This is a genomic window from Solwaraspora sp. WMMB335, assembly GCF_049179075.1.
Lineage (GTDB): Bacteria > Actinomycetota > Actinomycetes > Mycobacteriales > Micromonosporaceae > Micromonospora_E.
Window position 1 is genome coordinate 6,425,092 of record NZ_JBMHMF010000001.1, and the last position, 14,600, is coordinate 6,439,691.

Consider the following 14,600-nt stretch of genomic DNA (forward strand, 5'->3'; position numbering starts at 1 on the left):
CGCCCCGGGTGGGGACGCGCCACCGTCGGCCGGCACGATCAGCTCACCCCGTGCGCCACGACCGCCCCGGCGCCGGTTGCTCGGTGACCGGGTCGGCTCCGTCGAGGTCCTGGCGTTCCTGCTGATCGGCCTGGTGATCTTCCGGGAGCCGCTGGCCAATCTGATCTCCGATCCCCGGCTGCAGACCTGGACCACCGTGTTCGTGTCGGTGATGGTCCAGGCGATGCCGTTTCTCGTCTTCGGTGTGGCGCTCTCGGCGGTGATCGCGGTCTTCGTACCGCGGTCCTTCTGGGCCAAGGCGCTGCCCCGGCACCCGGCGCTGGCGGTTCCGGTGGCCGGCGCGGCCGGGGTGGTACTGCCCGGCTGTGAGTGCGGCTCGGTGCCGATCGCCGGCTCGCTGATCCGCCGTGGGGTGGCTCCCGCCGCGGCCCTGACCTTCCTGCTCGCCGCCCCGGCGATCAACCCGATCGTGCTGGTCGCGACCGCTGTCGCGTTTCCGAACAACCCGGAGATGGTGCTCGGTCGCGGCGTCGCCAGCCTCGCGGTCGCGGTGGTCATGGGCTGGCTGTGGCTGCGGCTGGGCAAGACGGACTGGATCCGGCTGCCGTACCGGCCGGACCTGGACGACCTGTCCCGGGCCCGGGCGTTCTGGGCGGCGGTACGGCACGACATCATGCACGCCGGTGGCTTCCTGGTGATCGGGGCGATGGCCGCGGCCAGCATCAACGTGCTGGTGCCCGAATGGTGGTTGCAGACGCTGGCCGACAACCCGGTGCTGTCGGTGCTGGCCCTGGCCGCTCTCGCCGTACTGTTGTCGATCTGTTCGGAGGCCGACGCGTTCGTCGCCGCGTCGCTGTCGCAGTTCTCGCTGACCTCCCGGCTGGTCTTCCTGGTGGTCGGGCCGATGGTCGACCTCAAGCTGATCTCGATGCAGGCCGGCACGTTCGGGCGGCGGTTCGCCTTGCGGTTCGCCCCGGCCACGTTGCTGACCGCCGTCGTGGTGGCGGTCGCGGTAGGGACGGTGCTGCTGTGAACAAGCAGGCGCAAGGGGTGGTGTTGCTGCTGCTGGGCGGCGCGGTGGTCAGGGCCAGCGTCACCGACATGTACCTGCGCTACGTCAAGGAGTCGCTGCAGCCGTTCCTGATCGCGTCCGGACTGCTGCTGATCGCCGCGGCGGTGATGACGCTCTGGCACGACCTGCGCCGTCGACCGCCGGCACCCGTCGTGACCACCGGCAGCCGCGCCGGTGAGGGCCACGGTGCCGCCGGCGATGGCGGCGGCCATGGCGACGGACACGTGCACCACGAGCCACGGATCGGCTGGCTGCTGATCCTGCCGGTGCTCGGCCTGTTGCTGGTCGCCCCGCCGGCGCTGGGCTCGTACGCGGTCGCCCAGGCCGGCACCGCGCTCAGCGGCGATCAGATGTCGTCGGACTACCCGCCGTTGCCCGAGGGCGATCCGGCGAAGATCAGCGTGCTCGACTACGCCTCCCGGGCGATCTTCGACGAGGGTGCCTCGCTGCAGGGCCGCACCGTGCAGCTGCGTGGGTTCATGATCGACGGACCGGACGGTGAGTCGATGCTGGCCCGGATCGTGCTCACCTGCTGCGCGGCGGACGGGCGCCCGATCAAGGTCGGCCTGGCCGGCGACGCGCCGACCGGGCTGGCCCCGGACACCTGGATCGAGGCGGTCGGCCGGTACACCGACCGCATCGGTACCGATCCGGTCAACGGTGCCAGCATTCCGTATCTGGAGGTCTCCTCGTGGCAGCGGATCGAGGCACCGAGGCAGCAGTACGAGTAGGGCGGTTTCCCGAGCGCCGGTTCCGGGCACCTGACTGGCTGCTGTCTCGACGGCGGCACGGCCGGTGGAAGGACGATAGGCGGACATGGACCGGGAGACCGAGAAGGAGCGCTGGCAGCGCAACTTCGGGGACCTGTTGCAGGAGCTGCGGGTCGCCCAGACCGGCGTGCAGATCCTTTTCGCGTTCCTGCTGACGTTGCCGTTCAACGGGAGGTTCCCGGAGACGACCGGCTTCCAGCGGGACGTCTACGTGGTGGCGTTGCTGGCCGCCGCCGCTGCGGCAGCAATGATCATTTCGCCGGTGGCGTTCCACCGGATGTTGTTCCGGCAGGGCCGCAAACCCGAACTGGTGCGGTTCGCGCACCGGATGGCCAGTGGTGGACTCGCCTTCATGCTGATCTCGATGGTCAGCTCGGTGCTGCTGGTCACCGACTTCATCCTGCCCCGCCCGGTGGCCTTCGTGCTCAGTGGAGCAACGGCGATCTGGCTGCTGACGTTCTGGGCGGTGCTGCCGGTCGTGCACCGTGGCTGGCTGGAAGGCGACGACGACGAGGAGGGCGCCGACGGGTGAAGCGACGAGGCCGAGGAGCGGCCGAACGCCGACGGCGCGGGTGGGCGTCGGACGGCCCTACCGGTGGGTAGTACGTCGCGGGTAGCGTGACAGGTGGCACACCCGTCGCGTCACCGCAGGCGTAACCCGAGGAGGTGGCCGTGACCACGACGGACAACGACCGGCCGACGCACGACCCGGCCGGTGAGGTGACCGAACGCCAGGCCCGCCAGGTCGCCGAGGACGCCCGCGACCAGGGCTGGGACAAGCCGAGCTTCGGCAAGGAACTGTTCCTCGGCCGGCTGCGGCTCGATCTGATCGATCCGTGGCCGCGACCGGATCCGGCTGCCGCCGCGAGTGCCGATGAGTTCCTCGGCCGGCTCGACGAGTACGTCCGGTCGCATCTCGACGGTGCGGCGATCGAGCGGGACGCGCACATCCCCGACGAGGTGTTCCACGGACTGGCCGCCCTCGGTGCCTTCGGCATGAAGATCGACCCGGGGTACGGTGGGCTCGGGCTGTCCAACCTGCACTACTGCCGGGCGTTGATGCTCGCCGGCTCGGTCAGCCCGGCGATCGGCGCGCTGCTGTCGGCCCATCAGTCGATCGGAGTGCCGCAGCCGCTGAAGATGTTCGGCAGCGACGAGCAGAAGCGGCGCTATCTGCCCCGACTCGCCGCCGGTGAGGTCTCCGCGTTCCTGCTCACCGAGCCCGACGTCGGCTCCGACCCGGCCCGGTTGGCGACGACCGCCGAACCGACCCCGGACGGCACCGGCTACCGGCTCAACGGGGTCAAGCTGTGGGCGACCAACGGCACGATCGCCACCTTGCTGGTGGTGATGGCCCGGGTGCCGGCCGGCGAGGGCCGCCGGGGCGGGATCACCGCGTTCGTGGTCGAGGGCGACAGTGCGGGGATCACCGTCGAGCGGCGCAACGCCTTTCTCGGCCTGCGCGGGTTGGAAAACAGCGTCACCCGGTTCCACGACGTCTTCGTACCTGCCGGGAACGTGATCGGCGGCGAAGGCCGTGGCCTGCGGATCGCGCTCAGCACGCTGAACACTGGGCGGCTGTCGCTGCCGGCGATGTGCGTCGGTGCCGGCAAGTGGTCGTTGAACGTGGCCCGGCACTGGGCCGCCGAGCGGGTTCAGTGGGGCCGCCCGGTCGGCGAGCACGAGGCGGTTGCCAAGAAACTCGCCTTCATCGCCGCCAGCACCTACGGCATGGAAACCATGTTGGAGCTGTGCTGCCTGCTGGCCGACGACGACCGCAACGACATCCGGATCGAGGCGGCTCTGGTCAAGCTCTACGCCAGTGAACTCGCCTGGCAGGTCGCCGACGAGCTGGTGCAGCTGCGCGGCGGGCGCGGCTACGAGACCGCCGAGTCCCTGGCAGCCCGGGGCGAGCGGCCGGTCGCCGTCGAGCAGCTGCTGCGTGACCTGCGGATCAACCGGATCTTCGAAGGCTCGACCGAGATCATGCACCTGCTGATCGCCCGGGAGGCCGTCGACGCGCACCTGTCGGTGGCCGGCGACATCATCGACCCGGACGCCGGGCTTGGCCGCAAGGCGCGTGCTGGCGCCCGCGCCGGCGCCTTCTACGCCCGCTGGCTGCCGACCCTCGCGGTCGGCCAGGGCCACAACCCCACCGGGTACGCCGAGTACGGTCCGCTCGCCGGGCACTTGCGCTACGTGGAACGGGCCAGCCGCCGGCTCGCCCGCTCCACCTTCTACGCGATGTCACGCTGGCAGGGCAAGCTGGAACGCCGGCAGGCCTTCCTGGCCCGGATCGTCGACATCGGCGCGGAGCTGTTCGCGATGGCCGCGGTCTGCGTACGGGCCCGGGGCGAGCGGGAAGCCCAGCCGGCGGGGATGGAACTGGCCGATCTGTTCTGCCGGCAGGCCCGGCTGCGCGCCGATGCCCTGTTTACCGGCCTGTGGGAGAACACCGACGCGCTCGACGTCACCGCGGCCAAGCGGATCCTCGCCGGACGGTACGCCTTCCTGGAGGCCGGCGTGGTGCCACCGGCCGAGGACCGTCCACAGGTGGCCCACTGGCAGCCCGGACCGTCGACCCAGACCGACGTACGCCGCCGGATACCCGATCCGGATGCGGAAGCCGACCCGGGCCCGGGTACGGATCCGAGCGCGTCGGCCGGTGACGCCGGTGTCTGAGCCCGGTCAGCGCAGCTACCGCTGTGCGATCGTCGGCACCGGGGCCATCGCCGCCGCACACGCCCAGGCACTGCGCGAACACGTCGGACGGGCGGACCTCGTCGCCGTCGTCGACCTCGATCCGGACCGGGCGACGGCGTTCGCCCGCACCTGGTCGGTGCCCCGGGTCTCGCCGGACCTCACTGCCCTGCTGCAGCGGGAGGCGGTGGACCTCGTTCACCTGTGCACCCCACCGGCCCACCATGCCCCGCTGGCGCTGCAGGTGCTGGCCGCCGGGGCCAGCGTACTGGTGGAGAAGCCGCCGACCATGTCGCTGGCCGAGCTCGACGCGCTGATCGCGGCCCAGTCCCGGTCGACCGGGTCCGTCGCCACCGTGTTCCAGCACCGGTTCGGTGCCGCGGCGGCCCGGCTACGCCGGATGGCGGCGGCCGGTGAGCTCGGCCGGCCGCTGCTGGCCACCTGCCTGACGCAGTGGTACCGCGACGACGCCTACTTCGCCGTACCGTGGCGTGGGCGCTGGGACACCGAAGGCGGCGGCCCGACCATGGGGCACGGCATCCATCAGTTCGACCTGCTGCTGTCGGTACTCGGGCCGTGGGAGTCGGTGACGGCGCTCGCCGTCCGGCGGGCCCGCGACGTGCAGACCGAGGACGTCTCGATGGCGCTGGTCACCTTCCCCGACGGCACGGTGGCGTCGGTGGTCAACTCGGTCGTGTCGCCCCGGCAGACCTCCGCGCTGCGGTTCGATTACGAGTACGCCACCGTCGAGCTCGACCACCTCTACGGCTACACCAGCGCCGACTGGACGATCACCGCGACCCCGGGCCACGACGACGTCGCCGCCCGGTGGCACGCCGACCCGGCCGGCCCGCCCAGCGGGCACGGCCGGCAGGTGGCCGCCGTGCTCGACGCGTTGGACGCCGGTCGGCCACCCCCGGTGGACCTCGCCGACACCCGGATCACCATGGAGTTCATCGCCGCGCTGTACGCCTCGGCGTTCACCGGCGAGCGAGTCCACCGTGGGGAGATCGGACCGAACCACCCTTTCGCCCATCGGATGGACGGAACAGGAGCGCCATGGCAGGCGGCGACACGCCGGTGAACCACGACGGCGAGGCAACGGTGGATCTCGGTGCGGACCACTCGGTGGGCCGCGGCGTCACGGTCACCGCCGGCGGCGTCGAGCTGTTCAGGTACACGTACCGGCCGGACACCGCGCAGCTGGAGTCGCCGAAGCCGTACCTGCATCCGGTCCGTACCCTCGCCGGCGACGTGGTCACTCTGTTCCGGCCGCACGACCACGTCTGGCACAAGGGGATCGCCTGGTCGCTGCCGCACGTCGGCGAGCACAACTTCTGGGGCGGTCCGACGTACCTGCGCGGCGTCGGCTACCGGCAGCTGGCCAACAACGGCAGCGCCGTACACCGGGAACTGACCGCCCTGTCGGTCGACGGCGCACGGGCCGAGCTCGCCCACCGGCTCGACTGGACCTCACAGGCCGGCCTGCCGGTCATCGACGAGCACCGGCGGCTCGCCGCGACCGTGGCCGATCCGACCAGCTGGGTGCTGCTGTTCGAGACCGCGATGCGCAACGTGTCGGGGACGCCGCTGCACATCGGCTCACCGACCACCAAGGGCCGCGACAACGCCGGCTACGGCGGCCTGTTCTGGCGCGGACCCCGGTCCTTCACCGGCGGTACGATCCAGTCCCCGGCCGGCAGCGGTGGTGACGACCTGCGCGGTAGCCGCGCCGAGTGGTTCGCGTTCCGGGGCCGACACGACGGGACCGACCGGGCGTCGACGGTCGTGATGGTCGACGACACCGGCAACCCCGATCATCCGCCGCAGTGGTTCGCCCGCAGCGAGATGTTCGCGTGCCTGTGCCCGGCCCCGTTCTTCAGCGCCGAACTCGCGGTCGCGCCCGATGCGACGATCACCTTCCGTTACGCCGTCGTCATCGCGGCCGGAGATCGTGGCGATCATGGCACCGCCGCCCTGGCCGAGCAGGGCCGCGCCGCCCTGGCCGGGTTCACCGCCCCATCGGCACCCGGTGTCGGACCGGACCGGACGGGCGCGGTGGCGCACCGATGAACGCCGTCGGCTTCCCCGGCGGCACGTCGGTGACGAGACTGTCGGTCTATCCCGACCGATGCGCCGACGGGCTGGCCGGTGGCACCCCGCACCTGCACACCGCCTCGACCGAGGCGTACGTGGTGATCGGCGGGCGTGGCGTGCTGCAGACCCTGGATCCGGCCGGGCTGCGGGAGACCCCGTTGCGGCCCGGGAGCACGGTGTGGTTCACCCCGGGCACCATCCACCGTGCCGTCAACGAGGGCGACCTGCAGGTGATCGTCGTGATGCAGAACGCCGGGCTGCCCGAGGCGGGGGACGCCGTGATGACTTTCCCACCCGAGATCGTGGCCGATCCGCACCGCTACCGAGCGGCCGCCGCGCTGCCCGTCGACGCTTGCCCCGAGCAGATCGAACAAGCCGTACGCCGCCGTCGGGAACTCGCCGTCACCGGCTTCCGGCGTCTGGTCGCGAGTGTGCGTGCCGGTGATCCGGGTGCGCTGTCCGACTTCTACGACAGCGCCGCCGCGCTCGTGCGGCCACTGGTCGACGGCTGGCGCCAGCGCTGGCGGGCCACGGTGGCGCGGGAGACCTCGCACACCGCGGAGGTGCTGGACGCGCTCGAACGCGGCGACGGCGAGCACCTGCGAAAGGCGACCCTGCGCGAGGCACCCGCCAGCGCCGAGGCGCGCTGGGGGATGTGCGGGCGACTGCGTACCCACGATGTGACGGCCGATTAGCGCGGCGCTCGCATCCCCAACGAACGTAGCTCCAGCGCGGCGAGGGCGGCGGTCACCTCGGGATCGCCGCGCCGCCACCCGGCGGCGACGTCCGGGCCGAGCGCGGCGATCGTGCGCAACGGGCGGGTGGCCAGTGCCCGCAACGCCAACAGGTCCTGCCCGGCCGGTGCCCGGCGCAGCGCGGCGGCGGCGCTGGCCCGCCGGATCCAGCGGACCCGTAACGGCAGCCAGCCGAACAGCACCAGACCGAGCGGGAAGATCAACACAGCGGCGGCGAGCGCCAGCGCCAGATCCGCCACCAGGTCCTGCTGTTCCTGCCCGGCGGTGGCGACCGCGCGCGCTGCCCCGGCGGCCTGCTCGAACGGGCTGGTCAACTCGTTCCCGACGAGCGGCACCCGGCCGACCCGCCCGCCGAGGTCGGCGAGATTGTCGGCCAGGCCGGTGCCGGCTTCCTCCAGAGTGCGTCCGGCACCGGCGAGCCGGCTCACCAGATCGTGCAGCCAGATGGCGGCACGGATCCACAGGTACACCCAGGCGGCGACGATCAGATCGGTGAGAAGTTGCCGGGCGGCGGCAGGGAAGCGGTCAGCGTAGATCTGCATGCGCACAGCGTGCCGTACCGCCCGGCGGCGCGCCGCCGCCGGAGCACCGGCCGCCGGCGCGGCCGCGAGCCCGGCCGGCCGGGGCCTACTTCGATTTGGTACGCCGAGCGGCGCATTTCGGACAGGTGCCGAAGATCTCCATGGTGTGACTGATCCCGACGTAGCCGTGCTGTGCCGCGACCCGCTCGGCCCAGTCCTCCACCGCCGGACCCGCCACCTCGACGGCGCTGCCGCATGACCGGCACACGAGATGGTGGTGGTGGTTCTGGCTGCACCGTCGGTACAGGTGCTCGCCCCCGGGCGGACGCATCACGTCGACCTCGCCGGAGTCGGCCAATCCCTGCAAGGTCCGGTAGACCGTGGTCAGGCCGACCCGGTCGCCGCGCTCGCGCAGCATCGCGTGCAGTTCCTGAGCGCTGTGGAAGCCAGCCAACTCGTCGAGGATGGCGCTCACCGCGCTACGTTGGCGGGTGTTGCGTACCGCGATCTGCTCGGTGCTGCCACTGTCTCCGGTCTTCATCCGGGCCTCCGGGACATGCTTCTCGTGCCGGACCTGCCGGCTGCCTGCTGCCTGGCCTGCCGAAGCCCGCTCACCTGACCTCCCGGGCGTGGCTGACCGCGTCCGCCACGATATGCGCCACGTGCTCGTCCACCAAGGTATAGGCGATCTCCCGGCCGCGCCGTGCGCCGCGCACCACGCCCGCGCCCCGAAGCACCCGCAGGTGCTGGGAGACCAGCGGCTGCGGAGCACCTAGCTTCTCCACGAGTTCGTGGACGCACCGTTCGCCCTGAGCGAGTTCGGTCACGATGGCCACCCGGATCGGGGCGGAAAGTGCGCGCAGCAGCTCACCGGCGCTTTCGTACCCCTCATAGCCGTTGGCCATCGTCACCCCGCAACGGTATCCAACCGCGCGGTCCGGCCAGCAGTCAGGAGGGAACTGAGTGATCGTTCAGTTTCTCCAGGACCACCTCGGGCGGCTCGGCCGCGTGCGCCTGCGGGTGCGGCGCCGTTCGTGAGCCGACCCGCCGACGCACCAGACGTGCGGTTCCGGCTCCGATCGTGGTCGCCCCGAAGGCGGCGATCGCCAGCATCACGATGGTCGCGCCGAGCGCGGTGTCGGCCGTACCGGCCAGCCACACCCCGGCACCGGCCGAGCCGAAACCGACGACCATGGCGGCGGCCATGGTGCTGCGAAACCCGCGGGTGAGCTGTTGCGCGGTGGCCACCGGAATCACCATCAGGGCACTGACCAGCAGCAGGCCCACCGCCCGCATGGCGATGGTCACGGTCACCGCGGTGGTGATCGCGATCAGCAGGTTGAGTGCGCGTACCGGCAGGCCGGAAACCCGGGCGTACTCCTCGTCGTGGCAGATGGCGAACAGCGCCGGCCGCAGCAGCAGCATCGCGGCGAGCACCACGGCCGCCAGCACCACGATCACCCGCAGATCCTCGGCCGAGGTCGTGGTGAGCGAGCCGAACAGGTACGACATGAGGTTGGCGTTGCTGCGGTTGCCGGCCAGCCCGACCAGCAGCACGCCGCCGGCGATGCCGCCGTAGAGCAGCAGGGCCAGCGCCATGTCGCCGGAGGTCCGTCCGCGCTCGCGGAGCAGTTCGATAGCCACGGCACCGACCGCCGCGACGATCACCGCGGTCAGCACCGGAGAGCGGTCCAGCAGCAGGCCGACCCCAACGCCGGTCAGCGCGACGTGGCCCACGCCGTCACCGATCAGCGACATCCGCCGTTGCACCAGGTAGATGCCCAGCGCCGGGGCGGACAGTCCGATCACCAGCGCCCCGATCAGCGCGCGGACCATGAACTCGTACTGGAAGATGCTCATCGGCTCCACATCCGCGACAGCTCGACCGCGCCGACCGAATCATGCGGATGCACGTGGTCGTGCTCCGGATCGGCGTGATGGCCGGCCGGCGGCGGCACCGGCCCATCGTGCACCACCTTCCCGTGGTGCAGCACGACGGCCCGGTCGATCAGCGGCTGCAACGGCCCGAGTTCGTGGGCGACCAGCAGCACGGTACCGCCACCGCTGACGAATTCGCGCAGCGCCAGCGCGAAGGCCTCCTGACTGGCGACGTCGACGCCGGCGGTCGGCTCGTCGAGCACCAGCAGGTCCGGCTTGCCAGCGAGGGCACGGGCGATCAGCGTGCGCTGCTGCTGCCCACCGGACAACGCGGCCACCGAATCCCGGATCCGGTCCGACAGGCCGACGGCGGCCAGCGCCTCGGCGACCGCGGCGCGATCCGCCGCGCCGGCTGGACGCAGGATCCCCCGGCGGGCCAGCCGACCGGAGGCGACGACCTCGCCGACGGTGGCCGGCACCCCGCTGCCGGCACCGACGCGCTGTGGGACGTAACCGACCCGGTGCCAGTGGCAGAACCGGGCCAGCGGTACGTCGAACAGCCGTACCGAGCCGTGCCGAAGCCCGACGAGGCCGAGCACCGTCCGGACGAGGGTCGACTTGCCGGATCCGTTGGCGCCCAGCAACGCGACGACCTCACCGCTGGTCACGGTGAGGTCGACGGTCCGCAGGACGGGCCGGCTGTCATAGCCGGCCACGGCCTCGAAGACCTGGACGACAGGCTGCGCCGGTTCGGCGGCAGGTTCGGTCACGAACAGCCCAGGGCGGTGGTCAGGGTGCTCAGGTTGCTGCGCATCACCGAAAAATAGTCGTCGGTGGCGCCCGGCTGCAGTCCCTCGATCGGATCGAGCACCGCGGTCTCGGCGCCGACCTCGCTGGCGATCGTATCGGCCACGTCCGGGCTGACCAACGTCTCGAAGAAGATGGTGGTGGCCTGGTGCTCGCGGGCCTCTTCGATGACCTCGGCCAGCCGCTGCGGCGTCGGCTCGTCCTCGGGACTCAGCCCGGCGATGCCGATCTGTTCGAGGTCGTAACGGTCGGCGAGGTAGCCGAACGCCGTGTGGCTGGTGATGATCTCCCGGCGTTCGCAGGTGGCGAGTTGTTCGGTGTACTCGGTGTCGAGTGCCGCCAGTTCGGTGCCCAGCGTCTCGGCCCGGGCGGTGTAGTCGTCGGCGTGGTCGGGGTCGGCGGTGCCAAGGCGCTGCGCCAGTTCCTCGCCGACGGCGGCCAACCGGGTGGGGTCGAGCCACAGGTGCGGATCCTTGGCACCCTCTTCGCCGGCGTGTTCGTCCTCGCCTTCGGCGTGTTCGTCCTCGCTCTCACCCTCGGCGTGTTCCTCTTCGCCTTCGGCGTGTTCCTCTTCCTCTTCGCCGTGTTCGTGGCTGTGCCCGCCGTCGGTGGCGTCCAGCAGCGGTTGCACCGTGACGACGTCGAAGGCACGGTCGCCACCGGCCTGTTCGACCGCATCGTCGACCGCCGGCTGGAAACCACTGAGGTAGACGACCAGATCGGCATCGGTGACCTGCCCGACCTGCTGGGGGCTGAGCTCGAGATCGTGCGGCTCGGCTCCGGGCGGGGCCAGATTGGCGACTGAAACGGTTTCCCCGCCGACGCGTTCGGCCAGGAACTGCAAGGGGTAGAAAGCGGCGATGACAGTGAGCGTGTCGGTAGCAGCGGCGGAATCGTCGGAGCCGTCCTGCCCGCAGGCGGCGACGCTGCCCAGGGCAAGCAGGGCGCCGGTGGCCCCGGCGACGGTCCGGTGACGAAGGTGGTTGAGCATGGGGCAACTCTCCGTGCCTGCGACAATCATTGTCAAAAATGCATGGTTGCATGCGTTGTAGCAGGTCGGCCCCATGATCAGGAGCGCATTGGGAGCGGCATCAGGTGATCTTGGCCAGCGCCGCCGCGATCAGCAAGGTGAGCGCCAGCAGCCGCAGCAGGCGGCCGGCCGCCGCCAGGACCGGCCAGGTGATCCGTAGCAGCCACGCCAACCCGGCCGCCAGCACCAGCAGCGCGAGACCGCCGCCGGCCCCAGGAACGAACAGCCCGGCCAGGACGAGTACGAGCGCGACGAGGAACGCGCCGGTTGGACTGATCCGCCGGTTGGTCCGCCCGGCACCGCTCGGCCCCGGCGGCTGCGTAGGCTGCATCCGACAGACTCTAGTCAACGGGAGAGCGAGTGCTCGTCGTCAACCGGTTCACCGTGTCGGAACCGGACGCGGATACGTTCGTCGAGCGTGCCCGAGCCGCGTTGGGCGCGCTGGCCGGCTGCGTCGGCTACCAGCACGGAGCGCTGACCCGTGCCCTGGAAGATCCTGTCCAGTGGTGTCTGATCACCGAATGGGAGTCGGTGGGTACCTATCGTCGGGCCCTGGGCGCCTTCGACGTCCGGGTCCACGCCACGCCGTTGCTCGCCGAGTCGGCGGACGAACCGTCCGCCTTCGAAGCGCTCGTCACCGCGACACCGGGGGCCGAGCCGGTGCTCCGATCCAGTGACCGGGCAGCGGACCCGAGCCGGTGAGTCGCCGGGCACTACCCTTTGACCCATGACCGATCCCGGACCGGCGCAACCGCACCCGTCGTCGTCCGCCCCGCCCGCCGGCCCGTCGCCGTGGGAGCCGCCGTCGCCGTGGGCACGTCCGCAGCCGCAGCCGCAACCGACGTCGCAGCCGGCCGTACCTGAGTCTGGGACCGTCGTATCTGAGTCTGAGACCGTCGCCGACGACCGTGCGCCGGACACGACCGCGGTGGAGCCGGCTGGGCAGGGTGCGGAGTCGACCGGGCACCCGGGAAGGCCGGACGACCGGTCGGCCGCGCCGTACCAGGTCCCGGCCGGACCCGGGGTCGCGCCGCCGTTCGCCGCCCCGCCGGTCGAAGGCCGCACCGCGCGGCTGTGGATCGGACTCGGCGTGGCGACGCTCGCTCTGGTGCTGTGCTGCGGCGGCGGCACCGTGGCACTGGCCGGTCTGATCGTGACCGGATCGCAGGCAGTCAACGAACAGGCACAGGTCGCGGTCGATGAGTACTTCCAGGCGGTGAGTGAACAGGACTACGCCCGGGCGTACGGGCTGCTGTGCGCCGAGGCACAACGCCGGGAATCGGCCGGCGATTTCGCCGACCGACTCGAAGAGGAACCGGAAATCGATTCGTACGAGGTCGGACAGGCGTCGGTGACCAGCCGGGTCGTGGTCCCGGTCGAGGTGACCTATGCCACCGGCCGCCGGGAAACCCTGCGGGTCTCGCTCAACCAGGACACCGATACCGCTGAGCTAGAGGTCTGCGGCATCGAGGAGTAGCCTCCTGACATCTGCCGCACCGTCCGCACATCCCCGCCGGCAGCCAGCCGGTGTAGGAGCAGCGTATGCCAGCCGAGCGCATCGACGCCGTGGTCAGCCTCGCCCATCGGCGGGGCTTCGCCTTTCCGTCCGGCGAGATCTACGGCGGGGACCCGCTGGCCTGGGACTACGGTCCGCTCGGTGTGGAACTCAAGGAACATCTGCGACGGCAGTGGTGGCGAACGGTCGTACAGTGTCGCGACGATGTGGTGGGTCTTGATTCGTCGGTGATCCAGTCACGGGAGGTCTTCGCCGCGTCCGGCCTGCTCGACACGTACGCCCAGACCCGGGCCCGCTGCCAGGTCTGTGACCTGGGCCAGCCGGTTGGACAGCTGGTGGAGGCGTACGCCTTCCGACAGGGCCGGTTGCCGGCCGCTCTGGACGAGCTGAGCTGCCCGAGGTGCGGTACGCGAGGCAGCTTGACCGATCCGGTACGGGTCAGTGGGCTGCTCGGCGCCTGGCCCGACCGGGTCGATGCGGCAGGCGGACCTCAGCTGCTGCGGCCGGAAGCGGCACCCGGAACGTTCGTGAATTTCGCCAACGTGATGATCTCGGCGCGCAAGAAGCCGCCTTTCGGTATCGCCCAGATGGGTCGGTCGTTCCGCAATATGATCGACACAAGTGAATTTCTGTTGCGCACCCGCGAATTCGACCGTATGGAGCTCGAGTACTTCGTCGAGCCGGGTTCCGACGACCGGTGGCTCGAATACTGGATCGAGCAGCGCTGGGACTGGTACGTCGATCTGGGGCTTTCGCCGGCGAACCTGCGCCGCAACGAACGCCCGCTCACCGGATTGCCGCCGTACGCCAAGCAGATCGTCGAGATCGAGTATCGATTCGCTGGTGCCGGCGGTGAGTTCGCGGTGCTCGAGGGCATCACCAACCGGGCCGACCACGACCTCACCCTGCACGCCAAGCACTCCGGTGCCGATCTGTCCTTCTTCGACCAGGAGCGGGGGGAACGATGGGTGCCGTATGCCATCGAGCCTGCCGCGAACCTGCCCGCGACCGTGTTCGCGTTCCTGCTGGAGGCGTACGACGAGGACGAGGCGCCGAACACCAAGGGCGGCGTCGACAAGCGCACCGTGCTCCGGCTCGATCCGCGGCTCGCCCCGGTCAAGGTGGCGGTGCTGCCGCTGTCACGCAACGCGGAGCTGTCACCGAAGGCCCGCCACCTCAGTGCCGCACTGCGCCGTCGCTGGGTGGTGGAGTTCGACGACTCGCAGGCCATCGGCCGCCGGTACCGTCGCCAGGACGAGATCGGCACCCCGTACTGCGTCACGGTCGACTTCGACACGCTCGTCGACGGTGCGGTCACCGTACGGGACCGGGACACCATGGCACAGCAGCGAATCTCCCTCGACCAGGTCGAGCACTACCTGCTGGAGCGCCTGCCGGTGGGGTGAGTGGAGCCGCCCCGGCTCGTGGGCGGGCAAGGTGCCATCCTGGAGACC

Annotated in this window: 17 protein-coding genes; 10 read left to right on the forward strand and 7 right to left on the reverse strand. The window is 71.0% G+C overall.

Annotated features, from left to right (window positions below):
- The first annotated feature begins 37 nt into the window (after positions 1-37).
- The 7 genes from ACN27F_RS27670 (at position 38) to ACN27F_RS27700 (ending at position 7,334) form a co-directional block, all read left to right on the forward strand.
- Positions 38-1,033 carry a permease gene (locus ACN27F_RS27670; RefSeq protein ID WP_421440483.1) on the forward strand — a complete coding sequence of 332 codons (996 nt, stop codon included), beginning with the start codon at positions 38-40 and terminating at the stop codon, positions 1,031-1,033.
- Positions 1,030-1,803 (forward strand): TIGR03943 family putative permease subunit, encoded by a 774-nt coding sequence (locus tag ACN27F_RS27675; RefSeq protein ID WP_421438318.1) that lies wholly within the window; start codon positions 1,030-1,032, stop codon positions 1,801-1,803. Before ACN27F_RS27670 ends, ACN27F_RS27675 begins: the two co-directional genes overlap by 4 nt.
- An 85-nt stretch (positions 1,804-1,888) precedes the next feature.
- Positions 1,889-2,374, forward strand: a complete 486-nt coding sequence (locus ACN27F_RS27680) for a DUF6328 family protein (RefSeq protein ID WP_421438320.1) — start codon at positions 1,889-1,891, stop codon at positions 2,372-2,374.
- Between the two features lie 140 nt (positions 2,375-2,514).
- Complete coding sequence (locus tag ACN27F_RS27685) at positions 2,515-4,524, forward strand: acyl-CoA dehydrogenase family protein (RefSeq protein WP_421438322.1); 2,010 nt, start codon at positions 2,515-2,517, stop codon at positions 4,522-4,524.
- Positions 4,517-5,626 (forward strand): Gfo/Idh/MocA family protein, encoded by a 1,110-nt coding sequence (locus ACN27F_RS27690; protein ID WP_421438323.1) that lies wholly within the window; start codon positions 4,517-4,519, stop codon positions 5,624-5,626. The genes ACN27F_RS27685 and ACN27F_RS27690 overlap by 8 nt, the downstream gene beginning before the upstream one ends.
- Positions 5,602-6,615: a PmoA family protein gene (locus tag ACN27F_RS27695; RefSeq protein ID WP_421438325.1), complete on the forward strand. Its 1,014-nt coding sequence runs from the start codon at positions 5,602-5,604 to the stop codon at positions 6,613-6,615. The genes ACN27F_RS27690 and ACN27F_RS27695 overlap by 25 nt, the downstream gene beginning before the upstream one ends.
- Positions 6,612-7,334 (forward strand): cupin domain-containing protein, encoded by a 723-nt coding sequence (locus tag ACN27F_RS27700; protein ID WP_421438327.1) that lies wholly within the window; start codon positions 6,612-6,614, stop codon positions 7,332-7,334. The genes ACN27F_RS27695 and ACN27F_RS27700 overlap by 4 nt, the downstream gene beginning before the upstream one ends.
- Here ACN27F_RS27700 and ACN27F_RS27705 read toward each other — a convergent pair.
- The 7 genes from ACN27F_RS27705 to ACN27F_RS27735 form a co-directional block, all read right to left on the reverse strand.
- Positions 7,331-7,936 (reverse strand): hypothetical protein, encoded by a 606-nt coding sequence (locus ACN27F_RS27705; RefSeq protein ID WP_421438329.1) that lies wholly within the window; start codon positions 7,934-7,936, stop codon positions 7,331-7,333. The two genes, ACN27F_RS27700 and ACN27F_RS27705, sit on opposite strands and share 4 nt — an antisense overlap.
- 85 nt (positions 7,937-8,021) lie before the next feature.
- Positions 8,022-8,456 (reverse strand): Fur family transcriptional regulator, encoded by a 435-nt coding sequence (locus tag ACN27F_RS27710; protein ID WP_421438331.1) that lies wholly within the window; start codon positions 8,454-8,456, stop codon positions 8,022-8,024.
- Positions 8,457-8,526: 70 nt separating this feature from the next.
- The gene (locus tag ACN27F_RS27715) at positions 8,527-8,820 is read right to left on the reverse strand and encodes an ArsR/SmtB family transcription factor (RefSeq protein ID WP_421440484.1); all 294 of its coding nucleotides are present in this window, start codon (positions 8,818-8,820) and stop codon (positions 8,527-8,529) included.
- 43 nt (positions 8,821-8,863) lie between these two features.
- Positions 8,864-9,775, reverse strand: a complete 912-nt coding sequence (locus tag ACN27F_RS27720) for a metal ABC transporter permease (protein WP_421438333.1) — start codon at positions 9,773-9,775, stop codon at positions 8,864-8,866.
- Positions 9,772-10,563 (reverse strand): metal ABC transporter ATP-binding protein, encoded by a 792-nt coding sequence (locus tag ACN27F_RS27725; RefSeq protein WP_421438334.1) that lies wholly within the window; start codon positions 10,561-10,563, stop codon positions 9,772-9,774. The genes ACN27F_RS27720 and ACN27F_RS27725 overlap by 4 nt, the downstream gene beginning before the upstream one ends.
- Positions 10,560-11,591, reverse strand: a complete 1,032-nt coding sequence (locus ACN27F_RS27730; RefSeq protein WP_421438336.1) for a metal ABC transporter substrate-binding protein — start codon at positions 11,589-11,591, stop codon at positions 10,560-10,562. The genes ACN27F_RS27725 and ACN27F_RS27730 overlap by 4 nt, the downstream gene beginning before the upstream one ends.
- 100 nt (positions 11,592-11,691) lie before the next feature.
- Entirely contained in the window at positions 11,692-11,961 is a 270-nt protein-coding gene (locus tag ACN27F_RS27735; protein ID WP_421438338.1) for a DUF6703 family protein, read from the reverse strand.
- 29 nt (positions 11,962-11,990) lie between these two features.
- Between ACN27F_RS27735 and ACN27F_RS27740 the strand changes: the two genes are divergently transcribed.
- The 3 genes from ACN27F_RS27740 (at position 11,991) to ACN27F_RS27750 (ending at position 14,552) form a co-directional block, all read left to right on the forward strand.
- The gene (locus ACN27F_RS27740; protein ID WP_421438340.1) at positions 11,991-12,332 is read left to right on the forward strand and encodes an antibiotic biosynthesis monooxygenase; all 342 of its coding nucleotides are present in this window, start codon (positions 11,991-11,993) and stop codon (positions 12,330-12,332) included.
- A 370-nt stretch (positions 12,333-12,702) separates the two neighbouring features.
- Positions 12,703-13,107 (forward strand): hypothetical protein, encoded by a 405-nt coding sequence (locus tag ACN27F_RS27745; protein ID WP_421440485.1) that lies wholly within the window; start codon positions 12,703-12,705, stop codon positions 13,105-13,107.
- A 65-nt stretch (positions 13,108-13,172) separates the two neighbouring features.
- Entirely contained in the window at positions 13,173-14,552 is a 1,380-nt protein-coding gene (locus ACN27F_RS27750; RefSeq protein ID WP_421438341.1) for a glycine--tRNA ligase, read from the forward strand.
- Positions 14,553-14,600: the final 48 nt, after the last annotated feature.

Bases quoted from the DNA above. Each gene is read 5' to 3' on its own strand.
- ACN27F_RS27680 (WP_421438320.1), top strand. From the start codon at position 1,889: ATGGACCGGGAGACCGAGAAGGAGCGCTGGCAGCGCAACTTCGGGGAC.
- ACN27F_RS27750 (WP_421438341.1), top strand. From the start codon at position 13,173: ATGCCAGCCGAGCGCATCGACGCCGTGGTCAGCCTCGCCCATCGGCGG.
- ACN27F_RS27730 (WP_421438336.1), bottom strand. From the start codon at position 11,591: ATGCTCAACCACCTTCGTCACCGGACCGTCGCCGGGGCCACCGGCGCC.
- ACN27F_RS27695 (WP_421438325.1), top strand. From the start codon at position 5,602: ATGGCAGGCGGCGACACGCCGGTGAACCACGACGGCGAGGCAACGGTG.
- ACN27F_RS27720 (WP_421438333.1), bottom strand. From the start codon at position 9,775: ATGAGCATCTTCCAGTACGAGTTCATGGTCCGCGCGCTGATCGGGGCG.
- ACN27F_RS27715 (WP_421440484.1), bottom strand. From the start codon at position 8,820: ATGGCCAACGGCTATGAGGGGTACGAAAGCGCCGGTGAGCTGCTGCGC.
- ACN27F_RS27700 (WP_421438327.1), top strand. From the start codon at position 6,612: ATGAACGCCGTCGGCTTCCCCGGCGGCACGTCGGTGACGAGACTGTCG.
- ACN27F_RS27710 (WP_421438331.1), bottom strand. From the start codon at position 8,456: ATGAAGACCGGAGACAGTGGCAGCACCGAGCAGATCGCGGTACGCAAC.
- ACN27F_RS27735 (WP_421438338.1), bottom strand. From the start codon at position 11,961: ATGCAGCCTACGCAGCCGCCGGGGCCGAGCGGTGCCGGGCGGACCAAC.
- ACN27F_RS27705 (WP_421438329.1), bottom strand. From the start codon at position 7,936: ATGCAGATCTACGCTGACCGCTTCCCTGCCGCCGCCCGGCAACTTCTC.